General features: G+C 58.9%; 16 protein-coding genes and 1 pseudogene. 15 read left to right on the top strand and 2 right to left on the bottom strand.

Annotation, left to right across the window (positions count from 1 at the left end; translation table 11 throughout):
- Positions 1-1,002 (bottom strand): WD40/YVTN/BNR-like repeat-containing protein, encoded by a 1,002-nt coding sequence (locus DET50_RS05180; protein ID WP_113861816.1) that lies wholly within the window; start codon positions 1,000-1,002, stop codon positions 1-3.
- A gap of 249 nt (positions 1,003-1,251) precedes the next feature.
- Complete coding sequence (locus DET50_RS05175; RefSeq protein WP_113861815.1) at positions 1,252-2,961, bottom strand: sigma-54-dependent Fis family transcriptional regulator; 1,710 nt, start codon at positions 2,959-2,961, stop codon at positions 1,252-1,254.
- A 366-nt stretch (positions 2,962-3,327) separates the two neighbouring features.
- Here DET50_RS05175 and DET50_RS05170 point away from each other — a divergent pair, with 366 nt between their 5' ends.
- From DET50_RS05170 to DET50_RS19575, 15 genes and pseudogenes are all read left to right on the top strand, one after another.
- Complete coding sequence (locus tag DET50_RS05170) at positions 3,328-3,588, top strand: phenol hydroxylase subunit (protein ID WP_113861814.1); 261 nt, start codon at positions 3,328-3,330, stop codon at positions 3,586-3,588.
- Positions 3,589-3,638: 50 nt separating this feature from the next.
- Entirely contained in the window at positions 3,639-4,640 is a 1,002-nt protein-coding gene (locus DET50_RS05165) for an aromatic/alkene monooxygenase hydroxylase subunit beta (RefSeq protein ID WP_113861813.1), read from the top strand.
- Positions 4,637-4,906 carry an MmoB/DmpM family protein gene (locus tag DET50_RS05160; protein WP_113861812.1) on the top strand — a complete coding sequence of 90 codons (270 nt, stop codon included), beginning with the start codon at positions 4,637-4,639 and terminating at the stop codon, positions 4,904-4,906. The genes DET50_RS05165 and DET50_RS05160 overlap by 4 nt, the downstream gene beginning before the upstream one ends.
- Positions 4,907-4,920: 14 nt before the next feature.
- Positions 4,921-6,468, top strand: coding sequence for an aromatic/alkene/methane monooxygenase hydroxylase/oxygenase subunit alpha (locus DET50_RS05155; RefSeq protein ID WP_113861811.1), 1,548 nt, complete (start codon positions 4,921-4,923; stop codon positions 6,466-6,468).
- A 66-nt stretch (positions 6,469-6,534) separates the two neighbouring features.
- Positions 6,535-6,894 (top strand): phenol hydroxylase subunit P4, encoded by a 360-nt coding sequence (locus tag DET50_RS05150; protein WP_113861810.1) that lies wholly within the window; start codon positions 6,535-6,537, stop codon positions 6,892-6,894.
- A 10-nt stretch (positions 6,895-6,904) separates the two neighbouring features.
- Positions 6,905-7,966: an NADH:ubiquinone reductase (Na(+)-transporting) subunit F gene (locus tag DET50_RS05145; RefSeq protein WP_113861809.1), complete on the top strand. Its 1,062-nt coding sequence runs from the start codon at positions 6,905-6,907 to the stop codon at positions 7,964-7,966.
- A 14-nt stretch (positions 7,967-7,980) separates the two neighbouring features.
- Positions 7,981-8,310: a 2Fe-2S iron-sulfur cluster-binding protein gene (locus DET50_RS05140; protein ID WP_113861973.1), complete on the top strand. Its 330-nt coding sequence runs from the start codon at positions 7,981-7,983 to the stop codon at positions 8,308-8,310.
- A gap of 5 nt (positions 8,311-8,315) precedes the next feature.
- The gene (locus tag DET50_RS05135) at positions 8,316-9,239 is read left to right on the top strand and encodes a catechol 2,3-dioxygenase (RefSeq protein ID WP_113861808.1); all 924 of its coding nucleotides are present in this window, start codon (positions 8,316-8,318) and stop codon (positions 9,237-9,239) included.
- A 32-nt stretch (positions 9,240-9,271) separates the two neighbouring features.
- Positions 9,272-10,732 (top strand): 2-hydroxymuconic semialdehyde dehydrogenase, encoded by a 1,461-nt coding sequence (locus DET50_RS05130; RefSeq protein WP_113861807.1) that lies wholly within the window; start codon positions 9,272-9,274, stop codon positions 10,730-10,732.
- A 7-nt stretch (positions 10,733-10,739) separates the two neighbouring features.
- Positions 10,740-11,600: an alpha/beta fold hydrolase gene (locus DET50_RS05125; RefSeq protein ID WP_113861806.1), complete on the top strand. Its 861-nt coding sequence runs from the start codon at positions 10,740-10,742 to the stop codon at positions 11,598-11,600.
- Complete coding sequence (gene dmpE / locus DET50_RS05120; RefSeq protein ID WP_113861805.1) at positions 11,600-12,385, top strand: 2-oxopent-4-enoate hydratase; 786 nt, start codon at positions 11,600-11,602, stop codon at positions 12,383-12,385. The genes DET50_RS05125 and dmpE overlap by 1 nt, the downstream gene beginning before the upstream one ends.
- A gap of 22 nt (positions 12,386-12,407) precedes the next feature.
- Positions 12,408-13,343, top strand: coding sequence for an acetaldehyde dehydrogenase (acetylating) (locus DET50_RS05115; RefSeq protein ID WP_113861804.1), 936 nt, complete (start codon positions 12,408-12,410; stop codon positions 13,341-13,343).
- Positions 13,344-13,355: 12 nt separating this feature from the next.
- On the top strand, positions 13,356-14,393 hold the full coding sequence (dmpG, locus tag DET50_RS05110; protein WP_113861803.1) for a 4-hydroxy-2-oxovalerate aldolase: 1,038 nt from the start codon (positions 13,356-13,358) through the stop codon (positions 14,391-14,393).
- Positions 14,390-15,184, top strand: coding sequence for a 2-oxo-3-hexenedioate decarboxylase (gene dmpH / locus DET50_RS05105; protein WP_113861802.1), 795 nt, complete (start codon positions 14,390-14,392; stop codon positions 15,182-15,184). The genes dmpG and dmpH overlap by 4 nt, the downstream gene beginning before the upstream one ends.
- A gap of 9 nt (positions 15,185-15,193) precedes the next feature.
- A pseudogene (locus DET50_RS19575) lies at positions 15,194-15,361 on the top strand (2-hydroxymuconate tautomerase); the annotation flags it as partial.
- Positions 15,362-15,463 lie beyond the last annotated feature (102 nt).

Raw genomic sequence — 15,463 nt, 5'->3', positions numbered from 1 at the left:
TCAGTTTCCTCGGTTGTTACTGGCCAGGTTGGCCACAGGAATGTCGAGATGAAGGAGCAGTCCTCGGCCACCGGCAACCAGTAGTTGACGGTTCTCGAGGAGAACGCCATCGCGGAGGTACAGCGGCTGGTTGGGGGTTTCCAGGCTCTGCCATTGGTCGTTCTGGAGTGTGAGGACCGTGGCGTTGTCGCCGAGCGCGAACAGGGCACCGTCAGCATCGATAAAACCGAACACCGGCATGCTCGTGTCCGTGGCCTGGCGGTCCCAGCTCTCGCCGCCATCCGTGGTGTGGTAGATGAAGCCGTTAAGGCCACCCACCCATCCCTCGTCGGAAGACTCGAAATGGGCGGAGTGGGGGTAGAATTCATCCGGCAGATAGCCCGCATAGTCCCAGGTCTGGCCGCCGTCCTCAGTTCTCAGAACCAGCCCGTATTCCCCGGTGGCAATGGCGGTGTCAGTGTCCAGGAACTGGAGATTGGTCAGGATGGCATCTTCATTCAGGGTGGTTTCATTCCAGGTTGCGCCCTGGTCAAACGAGCTCTGGAGCGTGGTGAAGCTACCACCTGCCCACCAGGAACCGTCAGGCGCACAGGTGGCGGTCATCATCTGTTCCTGGCTTGGCAGCTTGTGGGGTGTCCACTCGGTTCCCGTGGCGGTACCGTGCCAGACTTGGTTATCGAAAGTCAGTGCAATGAAGCTCCCGTCCGGACAGGTGTCCAGAGAGAGGAAGCTTTCGTTAGTGGGCACGGAGATCCGCTGCCAGTCCCGGCCACCATTCTGGCTTACCAGCAGGGCGCCGGTATTACCGGCCATGGCAACCACTTGATCGTTCTGCGCCACGGATTGGAAGAAGTCTGTGCGCTGAATGGCCTGTTGGGATTGTTCCCTGACAGCGTCGAGATTCAGCGGTGCTTCACATCCGGTCAGCAGCATCGCGGACAATCCGGCGATGGCAATGGAGGAGGGGAATATGCCGCGAGGGCACTCCGAAGCGTATGGCATGTTATGTCACCGTCTTTGTTTTTGTGGAAAAGCGACTGACGGTGACTCAGCAACCGCTGTGCCATGACGGCCAAAGCGTGTTCAAGCTGCTGAAAAATATAGGTTAAGCTGTGATTTTGAGCATTTGATCAATGGTTTGTTAGAGGCAGGAAAATGGTTTGATTTTCATCAAATCGTTAACTGAACGGAAGGGTTGCCGATTTGATCAAGGGAGAGGGGGAGGACATCCATGTCCGAAGTTTGCAGGCCTCAGGTTTCGGCCAGTATTCCGGATTTCTTCAGTCGGTAAGCCAGTGCCGGGCGTGTTAGCCCCAGGATCCGTGCTGCCTTGGACACGTTCTGGTTCGCCCGCTCCATGGCTTCGCGCATGAGCGTCTCTTCTACTTCCTCAAGACTGATGTTTGCGCCCAGGATATGTTCCGACCAGTGCCCTGTGGTGCTGTTTCCCGGCTCGCCGTTGGTGACCTTGCCGCCCTGGTCCACGCAGTCGGTGGGTGAACTCTCTGCTGTGGAGGGAGACACTACAAACAGCGCTTCCTGGCTGATGGTTTCATTGTTGTCGGTGAGAATGACGCCCCGCTCAATGACATTCTCCAGTTCCCGGATGTTGCCTGGCCAGTGGTACCTCAGGCACAGGTCCAGAGCTTTATCCGACAGGCCCAGTGTCCGTTTGTCGTACTCTGAATGGAATTTGCCGAGGAAGTGCTCGATCAACACCGGCAGGTCCTCCAGCCGGTCCCGCAGCGGGGGGATCTTCACCGGAAAGACATTGAGGCGGTAGAACAGATCGGCCCGGAACCTGCCTTCTTCGACGGCTTGCTCAAGGCTTTCATTGGTGGCCGCAATAACCCGGACGTTGACCTTGCGGGTCCGGTTGTCGCCAACCCGTTCCAGCTCGCCTTCCTGAAGGACCCGCAAGAGCGTGGCTTGTGCCCTGGGGGTGAGCTCGATCACCTCGTCCAGGAAAATCGTACCGCCGTTGGCGCGCTCAAACTTTCCCTCCCTGGACTGGTTGGCCCCGGTATAGGCGCCTTTTTCGACCCCGAACAGCTCTGCCTCGATGAGATCCGGTGGGATTGCCGCGCAGTTCACTGCGACGAAGGGGCTTTCCGCGCGCTCGCTCCGAAGATGCACGCTGCGTGCAATGACCTCCTTGCCGACCCCGGTTTCACCCAGCAGCAGGACGGAAACCTTGCCCTGGGCGGCCTTGTCGATCATCTTGCAGACCTTGTTGTAGGCGGCGGACTGGCCGATGCCGTAATACTGGCCTTGCTGTTTCTCCAGGCTGCTGCGCAGGGAGCTCAATTGGGCCTGCAGGTCATAAAGTTCTTCAATGATCGGGTCGGCCTTGAAATAGCGGGCGAACTCCTCGGCATCTTCCCACTGTTCGGCGGGTTTGCCTTCAATGACACACTTTTCATCACCGCAGCCGCGGCAACTGATTTCCCGGAAGATGATCTCCCTGCCCATGAACGAGGAGGTATAGGCGCAGGCATAGCCGAGGAGTGCCCAGCAAGCGGGTTGATCCATCTGGCCAAGCTCGGTCTGGCAGATCTCGACCTCGAAGGAATCGATCCATTCCAGCTTGCCATAGAATTCGCCGGTTTCCTGGTCAATGTCGATTTCCAGGGGGATGACCTTGACCATGCCCTTGAGAGAATGCAGCTGGGGGCCGGCAAGAAAGATGTCCAGTTCGTCACAGTGAGGTCTCAGTTTTCGGGCCAGTTCGGCATCCCGGACGCCGGATTGGTAACCAAGCCGCAGGAAGAACCCCTTGGCCCGTTCGACGCCCATGCTGTTCACCATTTCCCGACGGAACGCCGCCATGGCATTCAGATGCATGAGCAGCATTCGCTGCTCGCCGAACCAGATCTTGCCTTCCGTGCTCTGAAACCGGATCTGCTCCGTAAGATCCCGGAAATCCACATAATTCAGTTGTGGCTTGTAGGTAACGGCCATGGGGATGTCCCTGTTGTAGTTGTAGTGGGACGGCTCTGTTGGAGCTCGTTTTCGGTTGTTGGCTCTTTATATAACACCTGATGAAAGTCAAAAATCAACCAAATGATAAAATTTTTTGTTCAGAAAGTGGCCAGTCCAGGCCTTCTCAGCATTTGCTTACGCGAGTGATGAAAATTGATTATTTGATAAAAAATGCCGGCCTCTTTTTTCCTTCCCCGCTTTCCATCCGGGAAGCTCTCGACCCAAAGACTGCTAGAAAAAACATTTAAAAACAGTGATCTGAAAACTCTTTCCTGCTCCTGAGGCCAATCTGGCACAGCCGTTGCTCCACCCCTTGCAGCCAACAACAAACACAAGGGGCAAACAATGACCTCTCCGACTGACATCAAAACCTTCGACGAATTGACCCGATACATCCGGGTCCGCAGCGAGCCGGATGACAAGTTCGTTGAATTCGACTTTGCCATTGGCTACCCGGAACTGTTCGTCGAGCTTGTGCTGCCTCGCGAGGCCTTCGAACTCTTCTGCAAGCACAACAAAGTTGTCCACATGGACTCCGACATGATCCGCGAGATTGACGAAGACATGGTCAAGTGGCGGTTCGGGGAGCGGGGACAGCGTTACTAGGCAACACCCATCAACCTCCACGTTCACAACAACAAGACGGTTAAGTTGATATGAGCATCGAAATCAAGACCAACTCGGTGGAACCTATCCGCCAGACCTACGGCCACATTGCCCGTCGTTTCGGCGACAAGCCGGCCTCCCGTTACCAGGAAGCCAGTTACGATCTTGAGGCCAAGACCAACTTCCACTACCGCCCGCTGTGGGATTCCGAGCACGGACTCAACGATCCGAACCGCACCGCTATTCGCATGGAAGACTGGTATGCGGTGACCGATCCACGTCAGTTCTACTACGGCGCCTATGTGGGCAACCGCGCCAAGATGCAGGAAGCGGCCGAGACCAGTTTTGGCTTCTGCGAAAAGCGCAACCTGCTGGGCCGACTGCCCGAAGAAACCCAGAAGCAGCTGCTACGCCTGTTGGTTCCGCTTCGTCACGTCGAGCTTGGCGCCAACATGAACAACAGCAAGGCTGCCGGTGACGCCACCGCCACGACCGTGGCCCAGATGCACATCTATCAGGCCATGGATCGCCTGGGCATCGGCCAGTACCTGTCCCGGATCGCGCTGATGATCGACGGCAGCACCGGTACCAGTCTGGATGAATCCAAGGGCTACTGGATGGACGATGCGCTTTGGCAGCCGATGCGCAAGCTGGTGGAAGACACCCTGGTCATGCAGGACTGGTTCGAGCTGAGCCTGGTGCAGAACGTGCTGATGGACGGCCTGCTCTATCCGCTGGTTTACGAAAAGATGGATCAGTGGCTGGGCGAGCAGGATGCTGAAGACGTCTCCATGCTCACCGAGTTCATGCGGGATTGGTACAAGGAGTCCCTGCGCTGGACCAACGCCATGATGAAAGCGGTGGCCGGTGACAGCGAAGCCAATCGCGAGCTGCTGCAAACCTGGATCGATCACTGGGAGCCGCGGGTTTATGACGCACTCAAGCCTCTGGCAGAAGCCAGCACCGGTGTTGAAGCCCTGGATGAAACCCGGGCCCAACTCGCCACCCGTCTCAAAAAATTCGGTCTTAACAGCCAGGGAGTATCCGCATGAGCCAGCTCGTATTCATTGCCTTCCAGGACAACGACAACGCCCGCTACCTGGTGGACGCCATTGCCGAGGACAACCCGGAAGCGGAGGTTCAGCACCAGCCCGCGATGATCCGGATTCAGGCGGAGAAGCGCCTGGTGATCAACCGGGAAACCATGGAAGAAAAGCTCGGTCGCGACTGGGACGTTCAGGAGATGCTGATCGACGTGATCAGTATCGGCGGCAACGTCGATGAAGACGACGACCACTTCATTCTTCAGTGGAACTGATTGGGAGACATATCATGCCTGTTAAAAACAAGAAGCTTAATCTCAAAGACAAGTACCAGTACCTGACCCGGGATATGGCCTGGGAGCCCAGCTACCAGAAGAAAGAGGACATCTTTCCGAACGAATCGTTCGAAGGCATCAAGATCACTGATTGGTCCCAGTGGGAAGATCCTTTCCGTCTGACCATGGACGCCTACTGGAAATACCAGGCCGAGAAAGAGAAGAAGCTGTATGCGATCTTCGACGCGTTTGCCCAGAACAACGGCCACCAGAATATCTCGGACGCCCGTTATGTGAACGCCCTGAAACTGTTCCTGACCGGCGTGTCTCCTCTGGAGCACGCGGCGTTCCAGGGCTATGCCCGCGTTGGCCGGGACTTCAGCGGCGCCGGCGCCCGGGTGGCGTGTCAGATGCAGGCGATCGACGAGCTGCGTCACTCGCAGACCCAGCAGCACGCGATGAGCCACTACAACAAGCACTTCAACGGCCTGCATGATGCTGCTCACATGCACGACCGGGTGTGGTTCCTGTCCGTACCCAAGTCGTTCTTTGACGACGCGCGTACCGCCGGCCCGTTCGAGTTCCTGACCGCTATCTCGTTCTCGTTCGAGTATGTACTGACCAATCTGCTGTTCGTACCGTTCATGTCAGGTGCCGCTTACAACGGTGATATGGCCACAGTGACCTTCGGCTTCTCGGCCCAGTCCGACGAAGCGCGCCACATGACCCTGGGGCTTGAAGTCATCAAGTTCATCCTGGAGCAGCACGAGGACAACGTACCCATCGTGCAGCGCTGGATCGACAAGTGGTTCTGGCGTGGTTTCCGCCTGCTGAGTCTGGTGGGAATGATGATGGATTACATGCTGCCGAACCGGGTCATGTCCTGGGCGGAGGCCTGGGAGGTGTACTACGAGCAGAATGGTGGTGCCCTGTTCAAGGATCTGGAGCGTTACGGCATCCGTCCGCCCAAGTATCAGGACGTGGCCAATGACGCCAAGAACCATGTCAGCCACCAGGCCTGGGCCACCTTCTACCAGTACGGCCATGCGACCAACTTCCATACCTGGATGCCGGAAAAGGACGAACTGGACTGGCTGTCCCAGAAGTACCCGGAAACTTTCGACAAATACTATCGCCCTCGCTTCGAGTACTGGGCGAAGGAACACCCGGAAGGTCGCCGTTTCTACAACAACACCCTGCCGCAGCTGTGCCAGGTGTGCCAGATCCCGACCATCTTCACCGAGAAAGATGATCCGACTGTCCTGAGTCACCGCCAGATTGTCCACGAGGGCGAGCGCTATCACTTCTGCTCGGACGGCTGCTGCGACATCTTCAAGGACGAACCGGAGAAGTACGTTCAGGCCTGGTTGCCGGTGCATCAGATCTACCAGGGCAACTGTGAAGGTGGGGACGTCGAGACCGTGGTATCGAAGTACTACCACATCAATATCGGCGAGGACAATTTCGAGTACATCGGGTCCCCGGACCACAAGCGCTGGTTGTCCATCAAGGGCAAGCAGAGTGATGACAAAGAAAGCGGTTCCAGCCAGGACGCCGCCTGATCCGGGATTCATCCGGAGCCTCAGGGCTCCGGATGCTTCACCCACAAAAACAACAAGGTGACCATCATGAGTGTAAATGCCTTATACGACTACAAATTCGAACCGAGAGACAAGGTCGAGAACTTCCACGGCATGCAGCTGCTGTATGTCTACTGGCCGCATCACCTGATGTACTGCTCACCCTTTGCCTTTCTGGTTGCGCCGGACATGACCTTCGGCGCGATGATCGAGGAAGTGCTGAAGCCGGCGGTGTCGGCCCATCCGGATGCCGCGAAAGCCGATTTCCTCGGCGCCACGTGGCAGTTGAATGGCGAATCATTCATCCCCGATGCCAATGCCACCCTCAAGGACAGCGGCATTGATCACAAGAGCATGCTGACCGTCACCACCAAAGGGCTGGACGGCATCGCCGGCACCGCATCCTGAGGGCACTGTTATGAGTCACACCGTAACCATCGAGCCGATTGGCGAGCAGATTGAGGTGGAGGATGGCCAGACCATTCTCCAGGCGGCTCTCCGCCAGGGCGTTTGGCTGCCCTTTGCGTGCGGCCATGGCACCTGTGCGACATGCAAGGTCCAGGTGCTGGAGGGTGATGTCGAAGTTGGCGATGCATCGCCGTTCGCCCTGATGGATGTGGAACGGGACGAAGGCAAAGTCCTTGCCTGCTGCGCCACGGTCGAGAGCGACGTCACCATCGAAGCGGACATTGATGTAGACCCGGACTTCGAGGGCTACCCGGTCGAGGATTATGAAGCAACGGTCACCGATATCGTTGATCTGTCACCGACCATCAAGGGTGTGCACCTGAAGCTGGATCGGCCGATGACTTTCCAGGCCGGCCAGTACATCAACATTGAACTGCCTGGCGTGGACGGGCCGCGTGCTTTCTCGCTGGCCAATCCGCCGAGCAAGGCCGATGAAGTGGAGTTGCACGTGCGCCTGGTACCGGGCGGTGCCGCCACCACGTACATCCACGAACAACTGAAGAACGGTGAGAAGCTGAATCTGTCCGGTCCCTACGGTCAGTTCTTCGTTCGCAGCTCCCAGCCAGGCGATCTGATCTTCATCGCCGGCGGTTCGGGGCTCTCCAGCCCGCAATCCATGATCCTCGATCTGCTGGAGCAGAACGACGAGCGCAAGATCACCCTGTTCCAGGGCGCCCGGAACCAGGCCGAACTTTATAACCGGGAATTGTTCGAGGCCCTGGACCGGGATCACGACAACTTCACCTACGTACCGGCCTTGAGTGACGCAGCAGACGATGCCGACTGGCAGGGATTCCGGGGCTATGTCCATGAAGCGGCCAAGGAGCATTACGACGGTCGTTTCTCCGGCAACAAAGCCTACATGTGCGGACCACCTCCCATGATCGATGCTGCTATCACCGCCCTGATGCAGGGTCGGCTGTTCGAGCGGGACATCTTCATGGAGAAATTCCTGACAGCGGCGGATGGCGCGGAAGAAACCCAGCGCTCGGCCCTGTTCAAGAAGATATGACAGGGGAGGCAGTCATGGCCGGATTCCAGGTACTGAACCGGACCACCGGAGATCGCTTCACCTGCCAGGATGGCCAGAGTGTGCTCAAGGCCATGGAGCAACTGGGCCTGAAGTGTGTGCCTGTCGGTTGCCGCGGTGGGGGTTGCGGTTACTGCAAGATCAGAGTGCTGGAGGGGGAGTTCGAGTGCGGAAAGATGAGCAAGGTGCATGTTCCCCCCGAAGCTGTTGAAAAGGGGGAAGTGTTGGCCTGCCGGATCTACCCCCTGACGGATTTGACCATAGAGTGCGTGCCCCTTCCTGAGGCCGCACTTGCCAAGCAAACAACAACAAAATCGTTGAGGTAATTGTCATGAAGAAAGGTGTAATGCGCCCCGGCCACGTCCAGATCCGTGTTCTCGATATGGATGAAGCTGTAAAACACTATACGGACCTGCTGGGTATGATCGAAACCGATCGCGACGACCAGGGCCGTGTGTATCTCAAAGCATGGACTGAAGTGGACAAGTTCTCTCTGGTTCTGCGTGAAGCCGACGAGCCAGGCTGCGACTTCATGGCCTTCAAGGTGGTTAATGAAGAGGCCCTGAGCCAGCTGGAAAGGGACCTGGTGGAGTATGGCGTCGAGGTCGAGCAGGTACCGGCGGAGGAGCTGAAGGATTGTGGCCGTCGTGTGCGTTTCTCAGTGCCCTCAGGCCATGCCTTCGAGTTGTTTGCTGACAAGAAGTACACGGGAAAGTGGGGGCTGTCGAGCGTGAACCCGGAAGCCTGGCCCCGTGGCCTGCAAGGCATGAAGGCCGTGCGTTTTGACCACTGCCTGTTCTACGGCCCGGAACTGGCAGCCGTATACGACATCTTCGTGAATGTTCTGGGCTTCCACCTTGCCGAGCAGGTGCTGGACCCTGAAGGCACCCGCATTGCCCAGTTCCTCACCGTGTCGATGAAAGAACACGACATTGCCTTCATTCACCACGAAGAGAAAGGCAAGTTCCACCATGCATCGTTCTTCCTGGAAACCTGGGAAGACGTGCTGCGGGCAGCGGATCTGATCTCCATGACCGATACCTCCATTGATATCGGCCCGACCCGCCACGGTCTCACCCATGGCAAGACCATCTACTTCTTTGACCCGTCCGGCAACCGTAACGAGGTGTTCTGTGGCGGCGATTACTTCTACCCGGATCACAAGCCGGTGACCTGGCAGGCTGAACAGCTCGGCAAAGCGATCTTCTATCACGATCGTGTGCTGAACGAACGCTTCCTGACCGTTTTGACCTGATCCCGAACCGATTGAAACAGGACTAAGCAGCAATGAAAGAGATCAAGCACTACATCAACGGCGAGTACGTGGGTTCTGCCAGCGGAAAGCTGTTTGACAACGTCAACCCGGTGAACGGCAAGGTGATCGCCAAGGTTCACGAGGCCGGCCGGGAAGAAGTGGACGCGGCCGTGAAAGCGGCCCGTGCCGCTCTGCGCGGTCCCTGGGGCAAGATGACGCTGGAGGAGCGCACCCGGATTCTGCACAAGGTGGCCGATGGCATCAACGACCGCTTTGACGAGTTTCTGGAGGCGGAGTGCCAGGACACCGGAAAACCGAAGTCCATGGCCAGTCACATCGACATCCCCCGGGGTGCGGCCAACTTCAAGGTATTCGCGGACATGATCAAGAACGTGCCCACCGAATCCTTTGAAATGCCCACTCCGGATGGCACCGGTGCACTGAACTACGCGGTGCGTCGACCCAAAGGTGTCATCGGTGTGATCAGCCCGTGGAACCTGCCTTTGCTGCTGATGACCTGGAAAGTGGGGCCAGCCCTCGCCTGTGGTAACACCGTCGTGGTCAAGCCTTCAGAGGAAACTCCGAGCACCACGGCCTTGTTGGGTGAGGTGATGAAGGACGCCGGCGTACCGGATGGCGTGTACAACGTCGTTCACGGCTTCGGTGGTGATTCCGCCGGCGCCTTCCTGACTGAACACCAGGACGTAGACGGCTTCACCTTTACCGGTGAAACCACCACCGGTGAAATCATCATGAAATCCGCTGCCAAAGGAATCCGGGATATCTCCCTGGAACTGGGTGGCAAGAATGCCGGCCTGGTCTTTGCCGACTGCGACATGGATAAAGCGATCGAAGGCACCATGCGTTCCGCATTCGTGAACTGTGGCCAGGTGTGCCTGGGCACCGAGCGTGTCTACGTGGAGCGTTCGATCTTTGATGAGTTCGTGTCGCGCCTGAAGGAAGAAGCGGAAAAACTGCGGATTGGCCCGCCCGATGATGACAAGGCCAACTTTGGCCCCCTGGTCAGCCTCAAGCACCGGGAGAAGGTTCTGTCCTACTACCAGAAAGCGGTTGAGGACGGTGCAACGGTTGTCACCGGCGGTGGTGTCCCGGACATGCCGGAGGAATACGCCGGTGGTGCCTGGGTTCAGCCCACCATCTGGACAGGTCTTTCCGAGGATTCTTCCGTCGTCACCGATGAAATCTTTGGGCCCTGTTGTCATATCTGTCCGTTCGACACTGAGGAAGAGGCGATTGAACTGGCCAACAGGCTCCCCTATGGCCTGGCATCGGCAATCTGGACCGAGAACGTGAGTCGCGCTCACCGTGTGGCCGGTCAGGTTGAAGCCGGCATCATCTGGGTCAACAGCTGGTTCCTCCGTGACTTGCGCACACCGTTTGGTGGCAGCAAGCAGTCAGGTATTGGCCGTGAAGGTGGTGTGCACTCCCTGGAGTTCTACACCGAAATGAAGAACGTCTGCATCAAGCTGTGAGGTAGCCATGAACGCACCTGTAGACAGCCCGGAAATCGGGCGCGAAATCATCGCGGCGGGCTACCGGACCAACGTCCATGACCAGGGTGAAGGTGGTTTCCCGGTGATGATGATCCATGGCTCTGGTCCCGGCGTGACCGCCTGGGCCAACTGGCGCCTGGTCATCCCAGAGCTGGCGAAACACCGCCGCGTGATCGCGCCGGATATGCTCGGCTTTGGTTACAGCGAACGGCCGGAGGACCAGACCTACAACCGGGAACGCTGGGTCAGGCATGCGCTTGGCGTGATGGATGAGCTGGGCCTGGAACAGGTGGATCTGGTGGGCAACTCTTTCGGCGGTGGTCTGGCTCTTGCTCTGGCCATAGAACACCCGGACCGGGTTCGTCGCCTGGTTTTGATGGGTTCGGTTGGTGTCAGCTTCCCGATCACCAAAGGCCTGGATGAGGTCTGGGGTTACGAGGCGTCACTCGAAACCATGCGTCGCCTGATGGATGTATTTGCCTACAACAAAGGCCTGCTGACCGATGAGCTGGCGGAGATGCGCTATCAGGCAAGCATTCGACCCGGTTTCCAGGAGTCCTTCGCAGCCATGTTCCCGGCGCCCCGGCAGCGTTGGGTCGATAACCTGGCGAGCAACGAGGACGATATCCGTGCCTTGCCCCACGAGACCCTGATTCTCCACGGCCGCGAGGATGAGGTGATCCCGCTGGAAGCGTCTTACCGGTTGGCTGAGCTGATTGATCGCGCCCAGCTACACGTGTTCGGCCGCTGTGGCCACTGGACCCAGATTGAACATGCCGACCGGTTTGCCCGGTTGGTCAACGATTTTCTCAATGAAGCCGATCAAGCGGCTGCAGGAGACTCCTGATGGAACAAACACGAATCCAGGCGCTCGGAGACGAGCTCTACCAGGCGATGGTCAAGCGGGAGGCGGTGTCGCCCCTGACCAGCCGGGGCGAGGACATCACCATTGATGATGCCTACCACATTTCCCTGCGCATGCTGGAGCGGCGTCTGGCGGACGGTGCTTCGGTCATCGGCAAGAAGATCGGCGTGACCAGCAAGGCAGTGCAGAACATGCTGAACGTGCACCAGCCGGATTTCGGCTACCTCACCGACGACATGGTTTTCAACAGCGGTGAAGTGATGCCGATCAGTGACCGGCTGATCGCACCCCGTGCCGAGGGCGAGATCGCCTTCATCCTGAAAAAGGATCTGAACGGGCCGGGGATCACCAACGCCGACGTGCTGGCCGCGACCGAGTGTGTGATGCCCTGTTTCGAGATCGTCGATTCCCGCATCCAGGACTGGAAGATCGCCATCCAGGACACCATTGCTGACAACGCCTCCTGCGGACTGTTCGTGCTGGGTGACCAGGCCGTCTCCCCGCGCAAGGTGGATCTGGTCACCTGCGGCATGGTGGTGGAGAAGAACGGCAGCGTGATCAGCGCCGGTGCCGGTGCTGCTGCCCTGGGTTCTCCGGTGAACTGTGTGACCTGGCTGGCGAACACCCTGGGCGAATTCGGCATCCCCCTGAAGGCGGGAGAGGTGATTCTCTCCGGCTCGCTGGTACCGCTGGAGCCGGTCAAGGCCGGGGACTACATGCGAGTGGATATCGGTGGCATCGGCAGCACGTCGGTGCGCTTTGCCTGACCGGATTGAAGAGGACAAGACTATGAGCAAGAAACTGAAAGCCGCCATCATCGGCTCGGGCAACATCGGCACCGACCTGATGATCAAGATCCTGCGCAACGGCCAGCACATCGAGATGGGCGCCATGGTCGGGATCGATCCGGAATCCGATGGCCTGGCCCGCGCCCAGCGCATGGGCGTGGCCACCACCCACGAGGGTGTGGACGGCCTGGTGAAGATGCCGGAGTTCGCCGACATCGACATCGTGTTCGATGCCACCTCCGCCAAGGCGCACATGCACAACGAGGTGTTCCTGCGCGGTCACAAGGAAAACATCAAGATCGTCGACCTGACCCCGGCGGCCATCGGCCCTTACTGCGTGCCGGTGGTGAACCTGGAGCAGAACCTCCAGGAAGGCAACGTCAACATGGTCACCTGCGGGGGCCAGGCCACCATCCCGATGGTGGCGGCGGTGTCCCGGGTGGCCAAGGTGCACTACGCCGAGATCGTGGCGTCTATCTCCAGTAAATCCGCCGGCCCCGGCACCCGCGCCAACATCGACGAGTTCACCGAAACCACCTCCAAGGCCATCGAAGTGGTCGGGGGCGCCCAGAAGGGCAAGGCCATCATCATCCTGAACCCGGCCGAGCCGCCGCTGCTGATGCGCGACACCGTCTATGTGCTGTCCGACGCAGCCGACAAGGCCGAGGTGGAAGCCTCCGTCGAGGAGATGGTCAAGGCCGTGTCCTCCTACGTGCCGGGCTACCGCCTGAAACAGAAGGTGCAGTTCGACGACATCCCCGAAGACCAGCCCATGAACGTCCCGGGCCCGGGCCGCTTCAGCGGCCTGAAGACCTCCATCTTCCTGGAAGTGGAGGGCGCGGCCCACTACCTGCCGGCCTACGCCGGCAACCTGGACATCATGACCTCCGCCGCGCTGGGCACCGCCGAGCGCATCGCCGAATCGCTGGTCAAGTGAGGAGACTGACTCATGACTTATAACCCCGGCAAGAAACTGTACATATCCGACGTGACCCTGCGCGACGGCAGCCACGCCATTCGCCACCAGTACTCCATCAAGAACGTGCAGGACATCGCACGGGCGCTGGACAAGGCCAAAGTCGATTCCATCGAAGTGGCCCACGGCGACGGCCTGCAGGGCTCGAGCTTCAACTACGGCTTCGGTGCCCATACCGACCTGGAGTGGATCGAGGCGGTGGCCGAAGTGGTCGAACACGCGAAGATCGCCACCCTGCTACTGCCCGGCATCGGCACTGTCGAAGACCTGGAAGATGCCTACAAGGCCGGTGCCCGGACCGTCCGGGTGGCCACCCACTGCACCGAGGCCGATGTCTCGAAGCAGCACATCGAACACGCCCGCAAGCTGGGCATGGACACCGTCGGCTTCCTGATGATGAGCCACATGCAGACGCCCCAGGGCCTGGCCGAGCAGGCCAAGCTGATGGAAGACTACGGCGCGACCTGCCTGTACGTGGTCGACTCCGGCGGCGCGATGAACATGAACGACATTCGCGATCGCTTCCGGGCGCTGAAAGACGTGCTGAAGCCGGAAACCGAGACCGGCATGCACGCCCACCACAACCTGGCCCTGGGTGTCGCCAACTCCATCGTGGCGGTGGAAGAGGGCTGTGACCGTATCGATGCCTCCCTGTCCGGCATGGGCGCCGGTGCCGGCAACGCCCCGCTGGAAGTGTGCATCGCCGCCTTCGACAAGATGGGCTGGGAGCATGGCACCGACCTGTACGCCCTGATGGACGCGGCCGACGACATCGTGCGCCCGCTGCAGGATCGTCCGGTTCGCGTGGATCGCGAGACCCTGGCCCTGGGCTATGCCGGCGTCTATTCCAGCTTCCTGCGTCACTCCGAAGTGGCGGCACAGAAGTATGGCCTGAAGACTGTGGACATTCTGGTAGAGCTGGGTCGCCGCCGCATGGTGGGTGGCCAGGAAGACATGATCGTGGATGTGGCGCTGGATCTGCTGGCGGCACAGAAGGAGCAAACCGCATGAGCAAGACACTGACCCGAGAGCAGGTGCTGGCGCTGGCCGAGCACGTCGAGAACGCCGAACTGAAGGCCCATGACATCACCAAGGTCACCAACGACTATCCGGACATGACCTTTGAGGATGCCTACGACGTCCAGTGGGAAATCCGCCGTCGCAAGGAAGAGCGGGGCAACAAGGTGGTCGGCATGAAGATGGGCCTGACCTCCTGGGCCAAGATGGCCCAGATGGGCGTTGAAACGCCCATCTACGGCTTCCTGGCGGACTACTTCAGCGTGCCCGATGGCGGCGTGGTAAACACCAAGGAGCTGATCCACCCGAAAATCGAGGCGGAGATTGCCTTCGTGACCAAGGAGCCTCTCAAGGGCCCGGGGTGTCACATTGGCCAGGTGCTGGCCGCGACCGACTTTGTTATCCCGGCTGTGGAAGTGATCGACTCCCGCTACGAGAACTTCAAGTTTGACCTGGTGAGTGTGGTGGCGGACAACGCCTCCTCCACCCGCTTCATTACCGGTGGCCAGATGGCCGATGTGGCGGACGTCGACCTGAAGACCCTGGGGGTCGTCGTCGAGAAGAACGGCGAAGTGGTGGATGTGGGCGCCGGTGCCGCGGTGCTGGGTCACCCCGCCTCCAGTGTCGCCATGTTGGCCAACTTGCTGGCTGAGCGCGGTGAGCACATCCCGGCCGGCACCTTCATCATGACCGGCGGAATAACTGCCGCCATTACTGTCGAGCCCGGTGACAACATTACCGTCCGTTACCAGGGGCTGGGTACTGTATCCGCTCGTTTCGAATAAGGAGGCTCCATGCCCGTTGCGCAGATCAACATTCTGGAAGGCCGGACTGATGAACAAAAGGAAACGCTGATCAGGGAGGTAACCGATGCAATCGCACGCTCACTGGGATCGCCCGCAGAAAATGTCCGAGTCATCATTACTGAAATGCCCAAGCAACACTTCGGTATCGGTGGTCAATCTGTAAAAGGGTATACGGATTTAATGGTTGATGGGGCACCTTCACCCCATCAATCTGATACCACCCTCAGATGGTTGATAGATCGACTCCGTAGTTGAGTT

The sequence above is a fragment of the Marinobacter pelagius genome, from assembly GCF_003315345.1.
Taxonomy (GTDB): domain Bacteria; phylum Pseudomonadota; class Gammaproteobacteria; order Pseudomonadales; family Oleiphilaceae; genus Marinobacter; species Marinobacter pelagius_A.
The sequence above is the reverse complement of the archived record's forward strand: the minus strand, read 5'-3'. Positions and strand labels throughout refer to the sequence as shown.

Excerpts from the sequence above, each read along its gene's own strand:
- DET50_RS05155 (WP_113861811.1), top strand. The coding sequence starts at position 4,921 with ATGCCTGTTAAAAACAAGAAGCTTAATCTCAAAGACAAGTACCAGTAC.
- DET50_RS05160 (WP_113861812.1), top strand. The coding sequence starts at position 4,637 with ATGAGCCAGCTCGTATTCATTGCCTTCCAGGACAACGACAACGCCCGC.
- dmpH (WP_113861802.1), top strand. The coding sequence starts at position 14,390 with ATGAGCAAGACACTGACCCGAGAGCAGGTGCTGGCGCTGGCCGAGCAC.
- DET50_RS05140 (WP_113861973.1), top strand. The coding sequence starts at position 7,981 with ATGGCCGGATTCCAGGTACTGAACCGGACCACCGGAGATCGCTTCACC.
- dmpE (WP_113861805.1), top strand. The coding sequence starts at position 11,600 with ATGGAACAAACACGAATCCAGGCGCTCGGAGACGAGCTCTACCAGGCG.
- dmpG (WP_113861803.1), top strand. The coding sequence starts at position 13,356 with ATGACTTATAACCCCGGCAAGAAACTGTACATATCCGACGTGACCCTG.
- DET50_RS05135 (WP_113861808.1), top strand. The coding sequence starts at position 8,316 with ATGAAGAAAGGTGTAATGCGCCCCGGCCACGTCCAGATCCGTGTTCTC.
- DET50_RS05145 (WP_113861809.1), top strand. The coding sequence starts at position 6,905 with ATGAGTCACACCGTAACCATCGAGCCGATTGGCGAGCAGATTGAGGTG.
- DET50_RS05150 (WP_113861810.1), top strand. The coding sequence starts at position 6,535 with ATGAGTGTAAATGCCTTATACGACTACAAATTCGAACCGAGAGACAAG.
- DET50_RS05165 (WP_113861813.1), top strand. The coding sequence starts at position 3,639 with ATGAGCATCGAAATCAAGACCAACTCGGTGGAACCTATCCGCCAGACC.
- DET50_RS05125 (WP_113861806.1), top strand. The coding sequence starts at position 10,740 with ATGAACGCACCTGTAGACAGCCCGGAAATCGGGCGCGAAATCATCGCG.
- DET50_RS05175 (WP_113861815.1), bottom strand. The coding sequence starts at position 2,961 with ATGGCCGTTACCTACAAGCCACAACTGAATTATGTGGATTTCCGGGAT.
- DET50_RS05130 (WP_113861807.1), top strand. The coding sequence starts at position 9,272 with ATGAAAGAGATCAAGCACTACATCAACGGCGAGTACGTGGGTTCTGCC.
- DET50_RS05115 (WP_113861804.1), top strand. The coding sequence starts at position 12,408 with ATGAGCAAGAAACTGAAAGCCGCCATCATCGGCTCGGGCAACATCGGC.
- DET50_RS05170 (WP_113861814.1), top strand. The coding sequence starts at position 3,328 with ATGACCTCTCCGACTGACATCAAAACCTTCGACGAATTGACCCGATAC.
- DET50_RS05180 (WP_113861816.1), bottom strand. The coding sequence starts at position 1,002 with ATGCCATACGCTTCGGAGTGCCCTCGCGGCATATTCCCCTCCTCCATT.